We start from the raw sequence: 17784 nt of genomic DNA on the forward strand, positions 1-17784 counted from the left end.
TCGGATCCGTGGTGAAAGCATGCCTCGTGCTGCTCCACATGGAGCACCAGCGCACCACGTAGAGATCAACGTATGCACACAGCGTTGTTGCTACCAAAGGTGACGAAAGGTTACCGGGAAAGGTTCACTGTCTACTCGTCCAGCTACAAGGCGGCGACGGGGCTGTTCGGTAGCGCCGGTCCGGATTATGTCGATCAAAGCTCGGCACTGAAGTACGACCCTACGGAGGCGGCCCGACTGCTGGCGGAGTCCGGCTGGAAGCTGCCCGCGGGCGGTAGCGGTGTTCGCGTCAACGCGGCGGGTAAGCCGCTCGTTGTCAGGGCGTTGGTCGACGTATATACGGTCGGTGCCCCGGCCGCGTTTGAGTTCCTGCAACTGGAGCTCAGGAAGATCGGTATCGACCTTCAGCTGAATCAGGTCGACTACTCGAACTATCCGGCGGCGGCGAAGAATCCAGCCATCGGTCTCATCTACTCGGGCGGCGGTCACGAGGCGGCTTACACGATCGCGCGCGCGGCCGCGCTCCATGGCGGTGATGCGTTCAGGCTCCAAGGCAAGGACAAACTGCTCGAGCAGCTGACCTCGGACGTCCTCTACGGCGACCTGACCGCGGCGGAACAGAAGGCGAGGGTCGCGAGCCTGCAGAGCCACATCATCGACGAGGCCTACGTGCTGCCGCTCACAGAGCGGACGCAGACGTTTGCCGGTCGGAGCGACGTGCACGGATTCTCCGAGCTGCAGAGCTCACCGTGGTTCTACCTGACCTGGCGGGGCTGAGCGTCATCAGGGCCCTGGCCGTGAGCCGCGCGGCCTGGCGAATGCCGCCGGGGTCCAGGCGACGGTAGGGCCCCGGCGGGCCCGCCGCAGCAGGCGGGTCCGCACCCTGCCCACCCTCCGAGGCCAGCGGCACACGACACGGCGAAGAAGCTTCTCAAGCCCGGTGCCCACCAGGCGACCACGTCGTCGCTACTGACGAATCTGGGCCGGACGGCGCGTCACACCGGTGAGCGTGGGCCCGGCCCATCCGTCGCAGATGGTAGGTGGCCCACCACTCCGCCGGCCTACCGCGGGGTGCCACTTAAGTTCAGATACATCTAGCCGGTAGCGGTACAGCATTGGTCGGCACCGCCTCTCCGGCCATCATTTTTTCATGATCGCTCCCTGGGGCTGTGGTCCCGCTGCCGTGCACTGCGCCGGGTGTCTGCGCCCGGAGCAGTGTCAGGCCGGCTAGTCGGTCCGTCGCCGGCGGCCGCCGCCAGGACGCTTCCTCGCGTCGTCGCCGCGCGCTGTCGCGCGGCGGCCCTCGACAGCCAAGGGACTCGATTTTCCGTGACGCTCAAAGTCGACCGGCCTGACGTTCTCGGCCGCGCCGCTTCGCCGGCCGTTTCGGGCTTTCTCGAATACTACTTCCGAGGCGTGACCTGCGGTCGGCGTGAGGTGACCCGGCTCAAGGTTGCGTGGTCGACGGTCCCGGCCTGATCAGTTTCGACGATGGCTAGCAGGCCAGACGGCCTGCCCTGATAAAAAAGGTGAAGGAAAAGTCCACCATGACGTTCGAACTCGACCGGCGTAACCTCTTCAGTCTGGGTGCCTTGTTCGCTGGTTCCGGCCTACTGGCGGCCTGCGCCGGTGCCTCCGGCTCGCCCAGCCAGGGCACATCCGACGTCAACGCCCAGCCGAAGGCGGGCGGCGAGATTTTCTATCTCAACGCGTTCGAGAACGCGGGTTGGGCGCAGTCGCAGGTCGGCTCCTGGCACGCACTCCAGGTCTGGGGCCTCTTCGCGGAATATCTGTTCTACGCGAACTCGAAGACCGAGATTGCGCCCCATCTGGCCACGGGCTACACGCACAACGCCGATTTCACGAAATTCAACATCGGCATCCGCAAGGGTGTGACGTTCTCCAACGGGGAGAAGCTCGACGCCCAGACCGTCGCGCTCAACCTGAACCTGGTGGGCCTCGGCGACTCCAGCCGGGCCATTCCTCGGGTCGCCAACATCCCGAAGGTGTACAAGCAGGCCACCGCCGTGAGCGACTACGAGGTGGAGGTAGCCCTGACCGACCCGTTCCCGGCATTCATACAGCAACTGGCCGGCTCGTCGAACGCGGCCATTCTGGCGCCGGCGACGATCAAGCTGCCGCTGGCGGAGCAGTCCGACCTGAAGAACACGTTCGCCACCGGCCCGTGGGTGGTGGAGTCCTGGAAGGCCGGCAAGGAGGTGGTCCTCAAGCGGCGGGATGACTACAACTGGCCCCGCCCGGACGCCAAACACACCGGGCCTGCCTACCTGGAGAAGATCACCATCCAGCAGGTCTCGCAGAACCTGCTCCGGGTCGGTGCGTTGGAGTCCGGTCAGGCCCAGGTCGTGCACTACACACAACCGAGCGCCGAGAGCCGTCTCCAGGGCGAGGGTTTCAAGATCATCAATGCGTTCGCCTCGGGCAGCGTGTGGGGCCTGCACATCCGGGTGAACGCCAGGAACACGCAGGACGTCCGGGTTCGGGAAGCGCTTAACCGCGCCATCGACCGACAGGAGATCATCAACACCCTCTACAACAGCGGCTGGAAGGTCGCCCAGGGTCCCGTCAACTCCCAGACCCCGTGGGCGGTGGATCTCACCGAGCACTTCAAGTACGACCCGGCCCGGGCCAACAGACTTCTGAACGAGGCCGGCTGGACTGGGCGCGACAAGGATGGTTACCGGACCAAGGACGGCGAGACACTGGAGTTCATCGAGTACCCGTCGGTGTTCATCACCACGTCGCGGGACGACCTGACGCTCATCGCGCAGCAGTGGAAGAAGGTCGGCGTCAAGCTGACCCTCAAGAACGTCGACTACGACAACTACAACACGATCACCGCCGTTACGATCAAGCCACCGGTTCCGCTCTACGAGATCCACTGGGGAGCGGATTACCCGACCTTCCTGTGGCGGTGGTGGCACTCGGGTCAGCAGAACCAGTTCGGGGCCCCGGACAAGGAGCTGGACACGCTGCTGGAGCAGGTCATCGCCGCCAAGACGGACGCGGAGGTATACAGTCTCGCGAAGAAGGTGCAGCAGTTTGTCATCGAGAACCACTACTTCATTCCGGTGCACGAGTTCCCGCAGAACTTCTCGGCGGCCGGGAATCTGAAGGGCATCAGCACGGACGGCTATCCCCGCATCCGGCTTTATGACGCCTGGCTGGACGCGTAGGTCATGGCAACGGTCGCCATCCCACGCCGTCCCCGCAGCGCGCGGCTGGCCGGGTCGTACAACGCCCGGTACGTCATTGCCCGCATCGGCCAGGCGGTGCTTGCGGTCGTCCTCGTCTACGTCCTGATCTTCATCATCGTCACGGTTCTGCCGGGTAATCCGGTGTCGGCTCGGTTGCGTAGCCCGGAGTTGAACTACACCGAGAAGCAGATCAACGACCTGCTCGCGTACTACCGGCTGGACCGCCCGGTGTGGGCGCAGTTGGGCTACGCCCTGGAGCGGCTGATCCTGCACGGGGACTGGGGGCTGTCGCTGGACGCCGGCCGGCCCGTGACGTCCGTGATCCGGGGCGGGATCCCGTCGACGCTGGAGCTGGCCGGCGCCTCCTTCGTGATCGCCGCGCTCCTCGCCTTCGTGATCTCGATCGGGGCCTTCTACCTGCCGGCCAAGCTCGGCGGTGGGGTGCTGCGGACCTTCCCGTCGCTGTTCCTGTCGATGCCCAACTTCCTCATCGGTCTGGTCATCATCGACGTGTTCTCGTTCAACCTGGGCTGGTTCAAGATCACCACCTATGACGGGCTGAGTGCGCTGATCTACCCGGCCGTCACGCTGGCCATCCCGGTCTCGGCGCCGATCGCTCAGATCTTCATCAGTGCGCTGGACGCCGCTCGGACGGAGCAGTACTCGACCGTGGCGATCTCGAAGGGCATCGGCCGGTTCACGCTGCTCGTCCGGCACCTGCTGCCCAACGCCGCGCTCCCCACCCTGACGATCACGGCGATCATCGTCGGCGACCTGCTCGGCGGATCGATGATCACCGAGGCGGTCTTCGGGCGGCCCGGACTCGGCACGGTCATCGAGACGGCAGCGACGGACCAGGACGTACCTGTGCTCCAGGCCGCGGTGACGCTCACGGCCGTGCTGTTCCTGGTGATCAACCTGATCGTCGACCTGATCTATCCGTTGTTGGATCCGCGGCTGCGACGGGCGACGGCACGATGACCAACCACGACTCCGGGAAGCAGGTGGCGACGTGGTAGCACTGTCCACGGTTCCGCGCGCGCGCGCCAGGCTGAGCCTGCCCGCACTCACCCTTCGCAACGCCTACACGCTGGTGGCGGCGCTGATCATCCTTGTCGTCCTGGCCTGGGCCATCGTCCCGGGACTGTTCACCAGCCACAGCCCGTACGCCGGGATCACCCGGGAGCAGTTCCAGGCCCCCTCGGGCGCGCACCTGTTCGGCACCGACCAGTTCGGGCGCGACGTCTTCGCCCGGGTGGTCTACGGCACGCGGTCGGCCGTGCTCACGGCCCTCGTCGCGGTCGGGATAGGCCTGTTCGCCGGCAGTCTGATCGGGCTCGTGGCGGGCTTCTTCGGTCGCGCGGTGGATGCGGTGCTGGGGCGGCTCATCGACGTGCTCCTGGCTATTCCCGCCTTCCTGCTCGCGGTCATCGTGGTGGTCTCGCTGGGCTTTGCCACCGTCAATGCCGCGATCGCGGTCGGCGCCTCGTCGGTCGCGGTGTTCGCCCGGCTGATCCGGTCCGAGGCGCTGCGGGTCAAGGGTCTGCCTTTTGTCGAATCGGCCTACCTGGTCGGCGGAAACAAGCTGCAGGTGCTGTTCGGGCACGTGCTGCCCAACACCTACCGTTCCGTCCTGGCCCTCGGCGTGCTCCAGTTCGGCATCGCGATCATCAACATCTCCGCCCTCGCCTTTCTCGGGTACGGCAGTCCGCCGCCGGCCGCGGACTGGGGACTGCAGGTCGCCAACGGCAAGGACTTCCTGTACCGCTACCCGTGGCTCGTCTACGCGCCCGGCATCGTCATGGTGCTGACGGTGCTTGCCCTCAACCAGCTCAACAAGTCCATCAGCAAGGGACGGTGACAATGACCAGCGCAACGGGGAATCCAGTCGGACAGCTCCCGGAGACGTCCACGGCGCCTCTGCTCGCGGTGCGCGACCTGACGGTGGCCTACGGCGGAGACCTCGATGCTCCCACCGTCTCCGGGGTGTCCTTCACGGTCAACCCGGGCGAGACGGTCGCCATCGTCGGCGAATCGGGCTCGGGCAAGTCCACCGTGGTCAACGCGATTCTCAAGCTGCTCGACAGCCACGTGGCCGTCCGGGGCAACGTCGACTTCGACGGCCGTGAGACCCTGCGCCTGCGCGAGGGCGAGTTCCGCAAGCTGCGTGGCCGGCACATCGGGTTCGTCCCGCAGGACCCGACCGCGTCGCTCAACCCGGTGCGGCGGATCGATCGGCAGATCTTCGAGGCGTACCAGATCTCGGGTCTGCCGGAATACGCGGAGCGGCGTGCCTATCATCAGCATGCCGTCGACCTGCTCGAATCGGTCGGAATCCTCGACCCGGAGCGGGCACTGCTGTCCTATCCACACCAGTTGTCCGGCGGACAGCTCCAACGGATCCTGATCGGTATCGCGATCGCCCAGCAACCGAGGCTCATCGTGGCCGACGAGCCGACCTCCGCCCTGGACGTCACGATCCAGAAGACCATCCTCGACCTGCTCGACCGGCTCAAGGGTGAGAACGGTCTGTCCGTGCTGCTCATCACCCATGATCTGTCGCTTGCCTCTGAACGCTCAGACAAGGTGGTCGTGCTCAGGACGGGCGAGATCCAGGAATACGGCTCGTCCACCGAGGTGCTGCACCATCCGACTTCCGATTACACCCGCGAGCTGATCGGCGATGTTCCGAGCCTGAATCTGAACAAGTTCACCGCGACCAAGCAGCTCCGCTCCGGTTCGACGGCTGACCAGCCGGCGTTGACGGTCACCGACGTTCACAAGACCTTCGGGCGTGGCGAGCATCGCACCGAGGCGTTGAAGGGCGTGTCCTTCTCGATCGAATCCGGTCGGACGCATGCGCTGGTGGGCGAGTCGGGATCGGGCAAGTCGACGTTGGCCCGGATCATCCTACGTCTGCTCGATCCTGATGCCGGCCAGGTGCTGGTGGGCGGCCAGGACGTCGCGAACCTCGCGCGCCGGGAGCTGCGCGAGGCCCGGCGGAACCTTCAGTTGCTCTACCAGAACCCGTTCACCTCGCTCGATCCGACCTACAAGGTGGCGCGGCTGATCGAGGAGCCATTGGTGCGTTACCAGGTCGGTACCCGGGCGGAGCGGCGCGAGAAAGTGTCGGAGCTACTCGGCGTGGTCGGGCTGGACGACTCGTTCCTGCGTCGCCGGGCCCGGGAACTGTCCGGCGGACAGCGGCAGCGCGTGGCGATTGCGCGGGCGCTCAGCCTCGACCCCAAGGTGCTGGTGCTGGACGAGCCGACCTCGGCCCTGGACGTGATCGTCCAGGCTCAGATCCTGCAGGTGCTGACGGACCTGCAGGTGGAGCTGAACCTGAGCTATCTGTTCATCTCCCACGATCTGAGCGTGGTCCGACAGTTCGCCGACACGGTGACGGTGCTGCAGCGGGGCGAAGCCAAGGAGTCCGGCACCGTCGAGGAGATCTTCTCGAACCCGCGGAACGACTACACCCGGGCATTGATCGACTCCATCCCGAAGTCGATCCACACGCCGCCGGACGTGCCGAAAGTGCTGAGCAGCTCGGGCTAGCCCGGCGGCAACAGTGATCCTCTCGACCGCGCTCCGCCGATCGTCCACGCAGCGGGGCGGGTGGGTTGTCGGCGGGCCGCCCAGTCAACTCCACCCGCCTCCGCCACGGTCCGATGTGGTACCTGGAGAACCGCGCTCCGGAAGCTGGGTCAGGACGCGGCCGATACCGCGGCAACGGACGAGGAGATCGGGATGTTCAGCCGGCCGCGCAGCGTCCTGCTCTCGTACTCGTGGCGGAACAGGCCACGCTGGCGCAGCAGCGGGACGACGTGGTCGGTGAACACCTCCAGGCCGTCGGGGAAGCGGTCCGGCATCAGGTTGAACCCGTCGGCGGCGCCGGCGCGAAACCAGCGCTCGATCGTGTCGGCCACCTGCTCCGGGGTGCCCACGATCTTGCGGTGACCACCACCACCCGCCAGTTGGGTGAGTAGATCACGGACGGTGAGGTTCTCGTCCTGGGCCAGGCGCACCACCGACTCCCGGAACCCGAGCGATGCCTTGAAATGCTTCGGGTCCGGCGGCCCGTCCAGGACCTTCCGCGGCAGCGGCGCGTCCGGGTCGAGTTCGTCCGGCGCGACGCCGAGGGAGCCGGCCAGGCGGGTCAGGGGGAAGCCGTCGGGCGCCGACACCTGCGTCTCCTCGTGGCGCCGGTAAGCCTCCTGCTCGGTGCTACCGATCGTCGTGATGAGGCCGGGCAGGATCTTCACGTGCGCCGGGTCGCGACCGGCCCTGGCCGCGACGGCCTTGACCTGGTTGTAGTGATCGATCCCGGCCCGCAGACTCAGCTCGGCGGAGAACACGGCGTTCGCCTCCCGTCCCGCCAGTTCCCGGCCGGCCGGTGAACCGCCGGCCTGCACCAGCAGCGGGAAGCCCTGCGCCGAGACGGGCACCGGCAGCCGCCCGCTGACCGTAAAGAACTCGCCCCGATGCTCGACCGGAGGTCCTCCGTTCGCGGACCGCCACAGCGCGGTGACGACGTCGACGAACTCGCTCGCCCGACGGTAACGCGCGTCCCGGTCCGGGAGTTCGGGCAGACCGAAGTTGCCGGCGACATCGGGGCTGTAGGTCGTGACGACGTTCCACGCGGCCCGGCCGCCGGAGACGTAGTCCAGGGACTGGAAGCGGTACGCCAGCTCCCACGGGTCGTTGAACGTGCTCGACGCGGTGCCGATCAGGCCCAGGTTCTCGGTGACCGCGGCTACCGCGGCGAGGATCAGCGTGGGTTCCAGGCTGCGGGACGGTTTGAAGCGCGGGTCCTCGCGCAGCCCGGGGCCGTCGGCGAGGAAGAACGCGTCGAGCGTCCCGCGCTCGGCGATCTGCCCGATCCGCTGGAAGTACCCGGCGTCGACGAACGCCAGTCGGTCCAGGTTGTTGTGGCGCCAGGCGTCGTGGGTGATGCCGACGTCAAGGACGTTGACATTGAGGATGACGTGTCGCTGTGGCTCAGCGGACATGGGAGACCTTCTTCTGTGCCTCGTCGGGATTCGGTTCCTCGTCGGGCTTCTGTTTCTCGTCGGGCTTCTGTTTCTCGTCGGGGTTGTGCGCGGGGTCCGGAAACGCCTGCCGGCCGCCGGTCGGTGGGTCCGCTGGGGCCAGGCCGAATCGCGCCCGCAGCGGGACCGGGGCGGCTGGGGACGACGGCAGTTCCGGCGCGGTGGACAGCAGCCGCCGCAGCTCGGAGAGGCTGCCCACGTGGTGGAGCACCAGCCGGGTGTCCTCGGGGTTGACCACGACGTCGGCGACCCGCGCGAGCGCGGAACCGCCGGCCCCGGCCGACCACGCGAGCACCGGCGGCCAGATCTGCGGGCTCCACGGCACCTGCAGGGGGCCGTCGACGTCGAAGGCGCCCCGGTGGTCGATCGCCACGATCCGATGGGACTCGGCGAACAGGCCGGACTCCCGATCGGCGACGATCGTGTCGATCGGGAAGCTGCGCCACAGCGCCCGGATCGCGGTCACGGCGTCTGCGGCCGCCGCGACCGGGTCGGCGTACGTCCACGGCGAGCCGGCGGTCGCCCGGTGGTCTTCGACGCCGATGAACAGACCGACCCGTCCGCCGGAAGCGTGATCAAGACTCGACAGGCGCCGGGCGATGTTGTAAGGATGATCGCGCTGGGGGACGGCCGCGACGACCAGGCCGACCCGGCGGGTGTGGTGGGCGAGCGTGATCGCTGCGATCGTCGGGTCGATGCCGGCGTGGCCGGCGTGGCCGGCGCCGGTAGCCGTGCCGGCTTCGAGTGCCGTGCCGGCTTCGAAGACCAGGTCCGCGCCGAGGATCAGCGCGTCCGCCACCGCGTCCAGCCGCGCGGCCAGCCGCGGTAGTTCGGCCGCGCCCGCCGGGTCCAGCAGTTCCGCCAGTGTCGATCGGGTCACCGCGACCAGGGCGGGTGGTGGCGCCTTCGGCGTCGGGAGAGTCATGGCTCGACGCTCCCCCCGGCGCGGCCGTGGGAACAACCCGCGGCCGCTACGCAATCCGTGAAGTTCCGCGCGGATCAGCCGGTTCGCGCTGTGCGTGGTCACTGCCGGAATGAGCCAAACAATTCCCGCCAATTAAGTAGGCGTGTGCGGAACTGGTAGCCGAGCGGCCTTGGTCCGGACCCGGCCGGGGCCGATGCTGGATGTGCGAGAACGCCACAGCAAAGGAGCTCTCCATGACCACGGTTCCTGGTTCCGCCCTCGGGCTGGATGCCGAACCACTCGCCGGGTACATCGGCGCCACGATCACCGGTGTGGACCTGCGTGAGAACCTCGACGACGTCGTCATCGCCGAGATTCGGCAGGCCCTCCACCAGTACAAGGTGATCTTCTTCCGTGACCAGCAGATCGGGCACGCCGAGCAGGTGGCCTTCGCGCGGCGCTTCGGCAAGGTGACTCCCGCGCATCCGCACGAGGAGAACCCGCCAGAGGGTTTCCCCGAGATCCTGCCGATCGACAGCCGCCGCTACGAGCAGAACCTCGGCCGCAAGCGCACCTCGTACGACAACAGCTGGCATACCGACGTCACCGCCCTGGTCAACCCGCCGGCCGCCTCGATCCTGCGCTCGGACATCCTCCCGCCGTACGGCGGCGACACCACGTGGACGAACCTGGTCGCCGCGTACGAGAACCTGCCGAAGGAACTGCGCGACTTTGCCGACACGCTCGACATCAAGCACCAGTTCAACACCCAGGCCACGGCCGGCAGCCAGCGGGAGCGCAAGGTCGCCGAGGCGAACCTCGCCGCCTACCATCCCGCGGTGCGGGTCCACCCGGTGACCGGCGAGCGGGCCCTGTTCGTCAGCCCCGGCTTCACTCGCGGCCCGCGCGAGATCCGTGGCTTCAGCCCGACGCAGAGCGAACGGATCCTCGCGCTGCTCTGGGAGGAGGCGACCCGCACCGAGTACACCGTGCGGTTCCGCTGGCAGCCGGGCAGCGTCGCGTTCTGGGACAACCGGGCTACCTCGCACCTGGCGGTCAGCGACGCCGGCCACCTCGGCCACGAGCGCGTGCTGTACCGCGTCACCCTCGAGGGTGACATCCCCCGGGGCGTGGACGGGCGCGAGTCGGAACTGGTGTCCGGGCAGCCCTTCTACGGCTCCTGATCACCGGCACGCACGTCGATGTCCGGCCTCACGAGAATGACCGAACAAGGAGACAGACAGTGACGCACACGGTCAAGCGGCGGCTCGGCTCCTCCGGCCCGTGGGTCTCGCCGATCGGCCTGGGCTTCATGAGCTTCCGCTCCGGCTCCGGCCCCGAGGACGAGCGGCAGGCCCGGGAGGTGGTCGATGCCGCGCTCGACGCCGGCATCACGTTCTTCGACACCGCGGACGTGTACGGCCCCGAACACAGCGAGCTGCTGCTGGGCCGGGTGATCAGGGGCCGTCGCGATCAGGTCGTGATCGCGACGAAGTTCGGCAATGCCCTGGACCGCGACACCAACCCGGATCACCGCCGCATCGACGGGCGGCCGGAGTACATCCGCGGGGCCATCGAGGGCTCGCTGCGCCGGCTCGGCGTGGACCATGTGGACCTGTACTACCAGCACCGCGTCGACCCGACCGTGCCGATCGAGGACACCGTGGGCGCGCTCGCGGAGCTGGTCGCGGCGGGCAAGGTGCTGCATATCGGCCTGTCCGAACCGGGCCCGGGGACGATCCGCCGGGCCCACGCGGTGCACCCGATCGCCGCGATCCAGAGTGAGTGGTCGCTGTTCAGCCGGGACATCGAGGGACCCATCGTCCCGGTCGCCAGGGAACTGGGCATCGCCCTCGTGCCGTACTCGCCGCTCGGCCGGGCCTGGCTCACCGGTGCGGTCCGCTCGCGCGAGGACGTGACCGGGCAGCGGGTCGCCCACCCGCGGTTCGCCGAGGACAACTTCGCGACCAACCGCGCGCTCGCCGACGAGGTCGTCGCGGTGGCCGGCGAACTCGGTGTCCGGCCGTCCCAGGTGGCACTCGCCTGGCTGCTGGGCCAGGGCGAGGACGTGGTGCCGATCCCCGGCACCCGCCACCCGGAGTACGTCCGGGAGAACGCCGGCGCGCTGGCCGTCGAGCTGTCGGCCGAGCAGCTGGGGCGGCTGGGCAAGCTGGCCGACCAGGTGGCGGGGGAGCGGTCGATCCGACCGGAGAACATCGGCACCGAGGCGCCCCCCCACACCGGGGAGAGCTAGAAGAACCCGACGTTCCGCGGGAGCTCGGTGCCGTTGGTGACCAGGTCGCCGATGGCGCGGGCCTTGTACACGGTCGGGTTGTGCGAGAACAGGGTCCGCAGGTTGCGCCAGTGCCGATCGAGATGGGTCGACGCCCGCGTCGCCGACGCCCCGCCGACGGCGTAGAGGTCGCTGGCGGCGCGCAGGGCGAGGTCCTCGAGGCCGACCTTCGTCTTGGCGGCGAGCAGCGACGCCTCGTGTTCGAGCGTCGGGTCGGCGACGTGGTGCTCGAACGCGAAGGCGGCGGCGCGGTCCTGGGCGTCGGCTGCGGCCAGGACGGTCGCCTCGGCCACGAAGGCCGCCGCGGAGAGCGACCCGATGACCTGCAGCAGCTGGGGATCGTGACGGGGCTGTTCGGCCGTGGCCCACGTGTAGGAGCGGGTGCGGCCGCGCACCAGCTCGGCGGCGTCGGCGGTGACGGCCCGCAGAATGCCCGCGGCGATCGCGTGTAGCAGCAACTGCGGCTGGGACTGGCCGGGACTGCCCTCGCCGAGCCGCGGGGGGAACTGGTTGACCTCGTCGGCCTCCACCCGCACGTTGTCGAAGACGGTGGTGCCGCTGCCGGTCTCCCGCTGGCCGATACCGTCCCAGTCATCGGCGTGAATCACGCCGGCCCGGTCGGCCGGCACCAGCACAGTGCCGACCTCGCCGTCCGGATGGGCGGCCAGGACGTTCAGGTAGTCGGAGTAGAGGCTGCCGGTGCTGTAGAACTTCCGGCCGTTCAGTCGGAAGCCGCCGCCGTCCCGGGTCAGGGCGGTGTCGTACGTGCGGGATCCGATGTTGTGGTTCGACAGCTCGGAGCTGGCCCCACCGAACAGCCGGCCGGCGACGATCTCGCTCAGCCACGGGCGGTCGCTCTCCGCCGCCCGTAGGCGGAGCCGCTCCTCGACGAAGCTCCAGTGCACCCGCAGGATGTGCGGTACGTCCGGGTCGGCCTCGGCCAACCCGATGACCAGGGTGAACAGGTCGCGCTTGCGGTACCCACCCCCGCCGAGGCCGGTGGGTACCCGGACCGCGCCGAGGCGCAGCTCGCGGACGAGCGCGATCGCCCGGTCCGGTCGCCCGGGGCCGTCGACGCGTCGCCGGCGCGCGTCGGCCGCGATCTCCTCGATCGCGTCGTGCAGCTCCGGCGCACCCCACCGCGGCGGCCGGGTGGCCGTGGTCGTGGTCGTGGTCATGGGGCTATGCCTCCGGCTCGGGCCAGGCGGCCCCCGGCTCGGGCCAGGCGCCCCCCGGCTCGCGCCACGCCGGCGACGTGCGCGGGTCCGTCTCGAGGCGGACGAGCTCGTCGGCGTGGATGGTCACCCGGGTCAGGGTGATCTTCCAGCGCCGGCCGGCGTCGGCCGTCGGTGGTTCCACCGGCTCCCACGACAGCCGGGCCCGGTGGGTCGGCAGCGCCACCAGAGCCGACGCGGACGGCTCCCACAGCAGGACGGTGTCGTACAGACCCGGGAACTCGTCGCTTTCGATCTCCCCGTCGGCCCGCCCCAGCGGGCGCTCGGCATCCGGGGCCGACCCGTCCCGCCAGGTCCAGGCCCCGACCGCGGTCGCCCAGGTGAACAGCTCACCGCGCCGGATGTTGCCCAGCAGGGCATTGCGCGGACGCGAGGCGGGCAGCGCCGACAGGAACGGGGCCAGGGTGGCGTGCCAGCGCAGCGTCGCCGCCAGGGTGGGATCGATCCGGGCGAGTGAGTCCACCAGCGCCCCCGCCGCCTCCGGCGACCACGCGGCGGTGACCGCGAGCTTCTGACTGCTCACGAAGTCGTGGGCCTCGCGCAGCGCGGCGATCCGCGGCCCGTCGGGGCCGGCGGCTGTGCTCCCCACCGGCAGCGCGGGGTCGTCGAGAATGCCGCGCAGTGCCTGGGCGGCCTGTTCGTCGAGCGTGGGCGGGGATACGGGTAGGTCGGCCATCGTCAGCTCCTGCGGGACGGGTAGGCGCGGTGCGCGCGCGAGGGCAGCCCGAAGGTCGCGCGCCTGGTCACGTCGAAGAACGCGTTGATGCCGTTGCGGCGGCGGGCGCCGACCCCCCTGTGGTAGTCGGTGCCGTCCGCGCCGTTCATGATCGCCCGGGTGTTGTTGAAGTCCCGCAGTTCCCTCTGGAGCGCGACGAAGTGGGTTCCCGGCCGGCCCTCGTCCAGCGTCGCGAAGTCGCGGCGGTTGATCACCGGGACGTTGTTGACGCGGGCCCGGGCCGCGGCCTGGGCGTGCCCGACGATGCCGTACTCGGCCACGGTCTGTTCGTACTTCGGATAGTCGCTCGGAGCGTCGTCGGTGAGCGCCTCGACCTGGGCGGCGGTGTGCGTCGGGCTGAACAGCAACGCCGCCTGCTCGTCCCGGTCCAGGGCATGCCAACGCTCCACGGCGAGCTCGATGCGGCTCACATGGGCCGTGGTGCCGCCGGCCAGCGGCCCGGAGCCGATGGTGATCGACTCTTCGGTGGCCTGGCTGCCACGATGCACGGAGTGGAACCCGAGCAGCAGCGGGGACGAGGCCGGGATGCCGAGGGAGGGCAGCGCCTGCGCCGGCAGCCCGGTGCCCACGAAGCCGTTGCGCACGTCGATGACGGTGAGGTACTCGCCCTGCGCGAGGTCCCCGCCGCCGAACAGCGTCTCCCGGGCGTCGTCGAGGACATCCTGGTGGTCACTGGCGAAGTGGAAGATCGCCGACGGCTGCTCGAGCACGGGATCCTCCCAACGCGACATGCGCGACGGGGCGCCGATCAGCCCCACCTGCTCGGTGTGCTGGTCCCACCAGGTCTGGCCCCAGCCGACGGTGGACAGCAGCCCGTCGCGTCCGTAGCCGTACCGCTCCTCAAGGGCGGCCAGGCCGGCCTCGAGGTGGCGGGCGGCGGTGTCCCCGGGCCGGCCGAGGACGTTCGCCAGGACGAGCACATGGCGCTTCGGCGGGACCGGCCGCCCGTTCGCGTCCCGCCCGAACGTTGCCTCCCACTCGTGCTGTCCGGTCGGACGTCGGCTGCTCACGGGCGCGGTCACGCGTCCACCGGCTGCCGGCTGACCTCGTACTCGAAGTCGGGCTCGAGTGCCTCGAACTGACGCACCAGGTCGGTGCGGCCCACCTCGGGGATGCTGAGGTTGAACACCGCCGCGGTGCGGCCGACGGCCGCGCGCGGATTCTCGATCGCGGTCAGGGCCGCGTCGGCGATCGCGGTCGTGCTCGACAGGCCGTCGGTGTACGGGTCCTGGCTGAGCCGGGTCTGGTACGACTCGTCGTGGACGGTGGACAGCCACGTCGCGCGCAGGATCGTCCACGGGTTGCGTCCGCCGCGCAGGTGCGCCTCCAGCGACCGCAGGCCCCAGGTGTGCGGCTTGCTGTTGCGGTGGGTGACGCCGTGCCCCACCAGGAAGTGCGAGATGAACACGACGTGCAGGTCGGGGCGCTCGGCGCTGAGCCGGTCGAGCAGGCGGTGGCCGATGATCCGACCGGACTCCTCGCCGTCGGCGGGCAGCAACATGCCGGCCGGGCCGGCGACGCTGGGGGCCAGGATCAGGGCGTCGGTCGAGGCCAGCGCCGCGTCGACCTCGGCCTGGGTGGTGCCGCCCACAGCGGGGCGGTGGTAGGTGTGGCCACGCTGAGCGGCCAGGCGCTCGGTGGCCTCGGCGGCGTTCCAGACACCCGTGACGTGGTGGAGATCCGGCGTGTCGGCGTAGGCGAACAGGGGGGCGAACTCGATGATGTGGGCCACCGGATCGGCTCCTCAGGTAGGCGTGGACGCAGTCCTCCTGCGGTCCGTCGGCAAGCGTGTGACAGCGACCGACCGGGTACAACGAATCGCCGCTACGGGAACGCTGTAGGCAAACCGCGGTACTCGGTCGAAGGCCGGGCGGGAACGTGGCCGACCCCGGACGGCCCGGGCGGCCACGTCCCGCTGAGTGGAATCAACGCCGCCGGGCTTCGCGGTTCCCGTAGCCGAACCTGGGCGAACGAGCGCCCCGGTCGTACTAGCTTGCGTGGCCATGGGAAAGCTCAGGCACCCGAACGCGTTTCTGCTGAGAACGGTTCATCACGAGGCGTTTTGGCGACTGCCCGAGAGCGGACCCCTGCGCGGCCACGGATACTGCTCAGCCGCGTCCCGCTGAGCCCGGGCGAAGAGGAGATCGTGGTGGCCAGAGAGCTGCACCTGAACGTCAACATCCTCAATGCGGGCTTCATCGGCGGCGCGTGGCGATTTCCGGGCGCCGACCCGTATGCGGCCTACACCGCCGAACTGTACGAGCACGTCGTCCGCAAGGCCGAAGAGGCCAGGCTGGACGCGGTGTTCTTCGCGGACACCCCGGCGCTCGCCGGGGACCTGCCGTTCCGCCCCGGCAACAACTTCGAACCCACGGTCAACCTGGCCCGACTGGCCGCCCACTCCGAGCGGATCGGCCTGGTCGGAACCCTGTCGGCCAGCTACAACGACCCGGTCGAGGTCGCCCGCCGGATCGGCAGTCTCGACGTGATCAGCGGCGGCCGGGTCGGTCTCAACGTCGTGACGACCGCCGGTCCGTTCGCGGCGCGCAACTTCGGGCGCACCGAGGAGTTCGACCACACCCAGCGCTATGAACGCGCCGCCGACTTCGCCCGCCGGCTGATCGACCGCTGGGACGCGCCGGACGCCGTCCGCTCGCCTCAGGGTCGGCCGGTTCTGCTCCAGGCCGGGGGCTCCCGGGACGGGCGCCGGCTCGCCTCGCGGATCGCCGAGGCGGTGTTCAGCGTCGACCAGACGCTGGCCGGCGCCCAGGCGTTCCGGACCGAGGTGCGCGCGGGGACCCGCCAGTTCGGCCGCCAGCCCGACGATGTGATTCTGCTGCCCGGCCTGACCACCATCGTCGGCAGCACCGAGGCCGAGGCGAAGCAGCGCCGGGAGCTGCTCGACGAGATCCAGCCGACCGGCTACGCGCTGTGGCGACTGGGCGGCCAGCTCGGCCTCGACCTCGAGCGGTTCGAGCTGGACGAGCCGATCCCGCGGGAACTGCTCCCGGAACCGGAGCAGGCGTCGGGTTCGCAGGGCTTCTACCGCGAGGTGCTCGGCATCATCGACCGCGAGAAGCCGACCCTGCGCGAGCTCGTCCGGCGCCTCGGCGGCAGCACCGGGCACCGGATCGTCGTCGGCGGCCCCGAGCAGATCGCCGACGACATCCAGCACTGGTTCGAGCAGGGCGCCGCGGACGGGTTCAACCTCATGCCCGACGTGTTTCCAGGCGGCTTCGACGACTTCGCCGACCACGTGGTCCCCGAGCTGCAGCGCCGCGGCCTGTTCCGCCGTGACTACCAGGGGACGACGCTGCGGGAGCACTTCGGTCTGGCGGTCCCGCCGCGCGGCTCGTTCAGCACCACCAACCTGAAGGCGGCCGGATGAGCGTGCCTGTGATCCTCGACCTGTCCGTCGGTGCCGGGCCGGGCCGACCCGGTGTGGTCCCCGCCCTCACCGTCCCGCAGGCCAGGCGGGTCGTCGCGGCGGCTGCGGCGGTCGGCGTCAGCGCCGTGCGGGTCCTGGACGAGCCGGGACCTGATGCCTCGGTCGTGGCGGCCTACCTCGCCGAGGGCCGACCGGAGCTCGGGTTCCTCCTTGATGCCGCGACGACCCACAACGCCCCGTTCAACCTGGCCCGTCGGGTGACCTCTCTGGACCGCGCCACCCGCGGGGGCGGCGGCGTGGTGCTCCGGCCGGGCGGCGGCGACACCAACAGCGATCAGCACGGTCCCCGGGAGCGGACGCCGGACGCGGGGGAGCGGTGGTCCGAGTACGCCCAGGTGCTGACCGGACTGTTCGACAGCTTTCCCGCCGAGGTGCTCGTCGGCGACGCGGCGAGCGCCCGCTTCGCCGACTGGTCGCGGCTGCGCCCGCCGGAGCACAGCGGCCCGTACTACCGGGTGGCCGGGCCGATCGACGGGCCCGCGTCGCCGCAGCGTCGGCCCGTCCTCGCGGCCGCCGATGTCGCGACGCTGGGTTGGGAACGCGCCGCCGCCGCCGATGTCGTCCTGCTGGGCCGCGGCGAGGGCGTCGACCCGGACGGGTTGGCCTCGGCGCTGGGCGCGGCCGGCCGGCGGCGCGGCGACCTACGGGTGTTCATCCCGGCCGAGGCCCACCCCGACGACAGCGCCGACCGGCTGGCCGGTGTGGTCGCCGCCGCGGCGGCGGACGGGCTGGAACTGACCGTGGCGGGTGGGGTGGAGCAGGTGCTGCGCGTCCTGGCCGAGGTCGTTCCGGCCCTGGCCGCCGCGCCCAGGCCGGGCGCGACGCTGCGTGAGCGGCTCGGTCTCCCGCTACCCGTCCTGGCCGAGGCCTGATCCGATCCCGCGAACGGAGCAGCCACA

15 protein-coding genes are annotated in these 17784 nt (G+C 69.8%); 9 read left to right on the plus strand and 6 right to left on the minus strand.

The window, feature by feature from the left end; genetic code table 11:
* Window positions 1–72 precede the first annotated feature (72 nt).
* The 5 genes from NBZ85_RS06605 to NBZ85_RS06625 all read left to right on the plus strand — a co-directional run bounded on the left by NBZ85_RS06605 (window position 73) and on the right by NBZ85_RS06625 (window position 6776).
* Window positions 73–777: an ABC transporter substrate-binding protein gene (locus NBZ85_RS06605; RefSeq protein WP_261561659.1), complete on the plus strand. Its 705-nt coding sequence runs from the start codon at window positions 73–75 to the stop codon at window positions 775–777.
* Between the two features lie 770 nt (window positions 778–1547).
* The gene (locus tag NBZ85_RS06610; RefSeq protein WP_261553616.1) at window positions 1548–3197 is read left to right on the plus strand and encodes an ABC transporter substrate-binding protein; all 1650 of its coding nucleotides are present in this window, start codon (window positions 1548–1550) and stop codon (window positions 3195–3197) included.
* A 3-nt stretch (window positions 3198–3200) separates the two neighbouring features.
* Window positions 3201–4199 carry an ABC transporter permease gene (locus NBZ85_RS06615; RefSeq protein WP_261553617.1) on the plus strand — a complete coding sequence of 333 codons (999 nt, stop codon included), beginning with the start codon at window positions 3201–3203 and terminating at the stop codon, window positions 4197–4199.
* Window positions 4200–4230: 31 nt separating this feature from the next.
* Complete coding sequence (locus NBZ85_RS06620) at window positions 4231–5079, plus strand: ABC transporter permease (RefSeq protein ID WP_261553618.1); 849 nt, start codon at window positions 4231–4233, stop codon at window positions 5077–5079.
* Between the two features lie 2 nt (window positions 5080–5081).
* Window positions 5082–6776, plus strand: a complete 1695-nt coding sequence (locus NBZ85_RS06625; RefSeq protein ID WP_261553619.1) for an ABC transporter ATP-binding protein — start codon at window positions 5082–5084, stop codon at window positions 6774–6776.
* 149 nt (window positions 6777–6925) lie between these two features.
* On the opposite strand, the gene NBZ85_RS06630 is transcribed toward NBZ85_RS06625, so the two are convergent.
* The gene (locus NBZ85_RS06630; protein WP_261553620.1) at window positions 6926–8230 is read right to left on the minus strand and encodes an NtaA/DmoA family FMN-dependent monooxygenase; all 1305 of its coding nucleotides are present in this window, start codon (window positions 8228–8230) and stop codon (window positions 6926–6928) included.
* Window positions 8220–9194 (minus strand): LLM class flavin-dependent oxidoreductase, encoded by a 975-nt coding sequence (locus NBZ85_RS06635; protein ID WP_261561660.1) that lies wholly within the window; start codon window positions 9192–9194, stop codon window positions 8220–8222. Before NBZ85_RS06635 ends, NBZ85_RS06630 begins: the two co-directional genes overlap by 11 nt.
* 233 nt (window positions 9195–9427) lie before the next feature.
* On the opposite strand from NBZ85_RS06635, the gene NBZ85_RS06640 reads away from it, so the two are divergent.
* The gene (locus NBZ85_RS06640) at window positions 9428–10357 is read left to right on the plus strand and encodes a TauD/TfdA dioxygenase family protein (RefSeq protein ID WP_261561661.1); all 930 of its coding nucleotides are present in this window, start codon (window positions 9428–9430) and stop codon (window positions 10355–10357) included.
* Between the two features lie 59 nt (window positions 10358–10416).
* The gene (locus NBZ85_RS06645) at window positions 10417–11427 is read left to right on the plus strand and encodes an aldo/keto reductase (RefSeq protein ID WP_261561662.1); all 1011 of its coding nucleotides are present in this window, start codon (window positions 10417–10419) and stop codon (window positions 11425–11427) included.
* Here the strand turns inward: NBZ85_RS06645 and NBZ85_RS06650 are convergent.
* Genes NBZ85_RS06650 through NBZ85_RS06665 form a run of 4 tightly spaced genes read right to left on the minus strand, consistent with a single transcriptional unit; the run spans window position 11424 to window position 15169 of the window.
* On the minus strand, window positions 11424–12644 hold the full coding sequence (locus NBZ85_RS06650) for an acyl-CoA dehydrogenase family protein (RefSeq protein ID WP_261553624.1): 1221 nt from the start codon (window positions 12642–12644) through the stop codon (window positions 11424–11426). The genes NBZ85_RS06645 and NBZ85_RS06650 overlap by 4 nt on opposite strands.
* Before the next feature lie 4 nt (window positions 12645–12648).
* The gene (locus tag NBZ85_RS06655) at window positions 12649–13377 is read right to left on the minus strand and encodes a hypothetical protein (protein ID WP_261553625.1); all 729 of its coding nucleotides are present in this window, start codon (window positions 13375–13377) and stop codon (window positions 12649–12651) included.
* A gap of 2 nt (window positions 13378–13379) precedes the next feature.
* Complete coding sequence (locus NBZ85_RS06660; RefSeq protein ID WP_261561663.1) at window positions 13380–14459, minus strand: DUF7405 family protein; 1080 nt, start codon at window positions 14457–14459, stop codon at window positions 13380–13382.
* Window positions 14456–15169 carry an SDR family oxidoreductase gene (locus NBZ85_RS06665; RefSeq protein WP_261553627.1) on the minus strand — a complete coding sequence of 238 codons (714 nt, stop codon included), beginning with the start codon at window positions 15167–15169 and terminating at the stop codon, window positions 14456–14458. Before NBZ85_RS06665 ends, NBZ85_RS06660 begins: the two co-directional genes overlap by 4 nt.
* Window positions 15170–15586: 417 nt before the next feature.
* Between NBZ85_RS06665 and NBZ85_RS06670 the strand changes: the two genes are divergently transcribed.
* Window positions 15587–16825 carry an LLM class flavin-dependent oxidoreductase gene (locus NBZ85_RS06670; RefSeq protein WP_261553628.1) on the plus strand — a complete coding sequence of 413 codons (1239 nt, stop codon included), beginning with the start codon at window positions 15587–15589 and terminating at the stop codon, window positions 16823–16825.
* Window positions 16822–17757: an LLM class oxidoreductase gene (locus NBZ85_RS06675; protein WP_261553629.1), complete on the plus strand. Its 936-nt coding sequence runs from the start codon at window positions 16822–16824 to the stop codon at window positions 17755–17757. Before NBZ85_RS06670 ends, NBZ85_RS06675 begins: the two co-directional genes overlap by 4 nt.
* Window positions 17758–17784 lie beyond the last annotated feature (27 nt).

Origin of the sequence: Frankia tisae (assembly GCF_025403405.1) — a bacterium.
Classification (GTDB): Bacteria; Actinomycetota; Actinomycetes; order Frankiales; family Frankiaceae; genus Frankia; species Frankia tisai.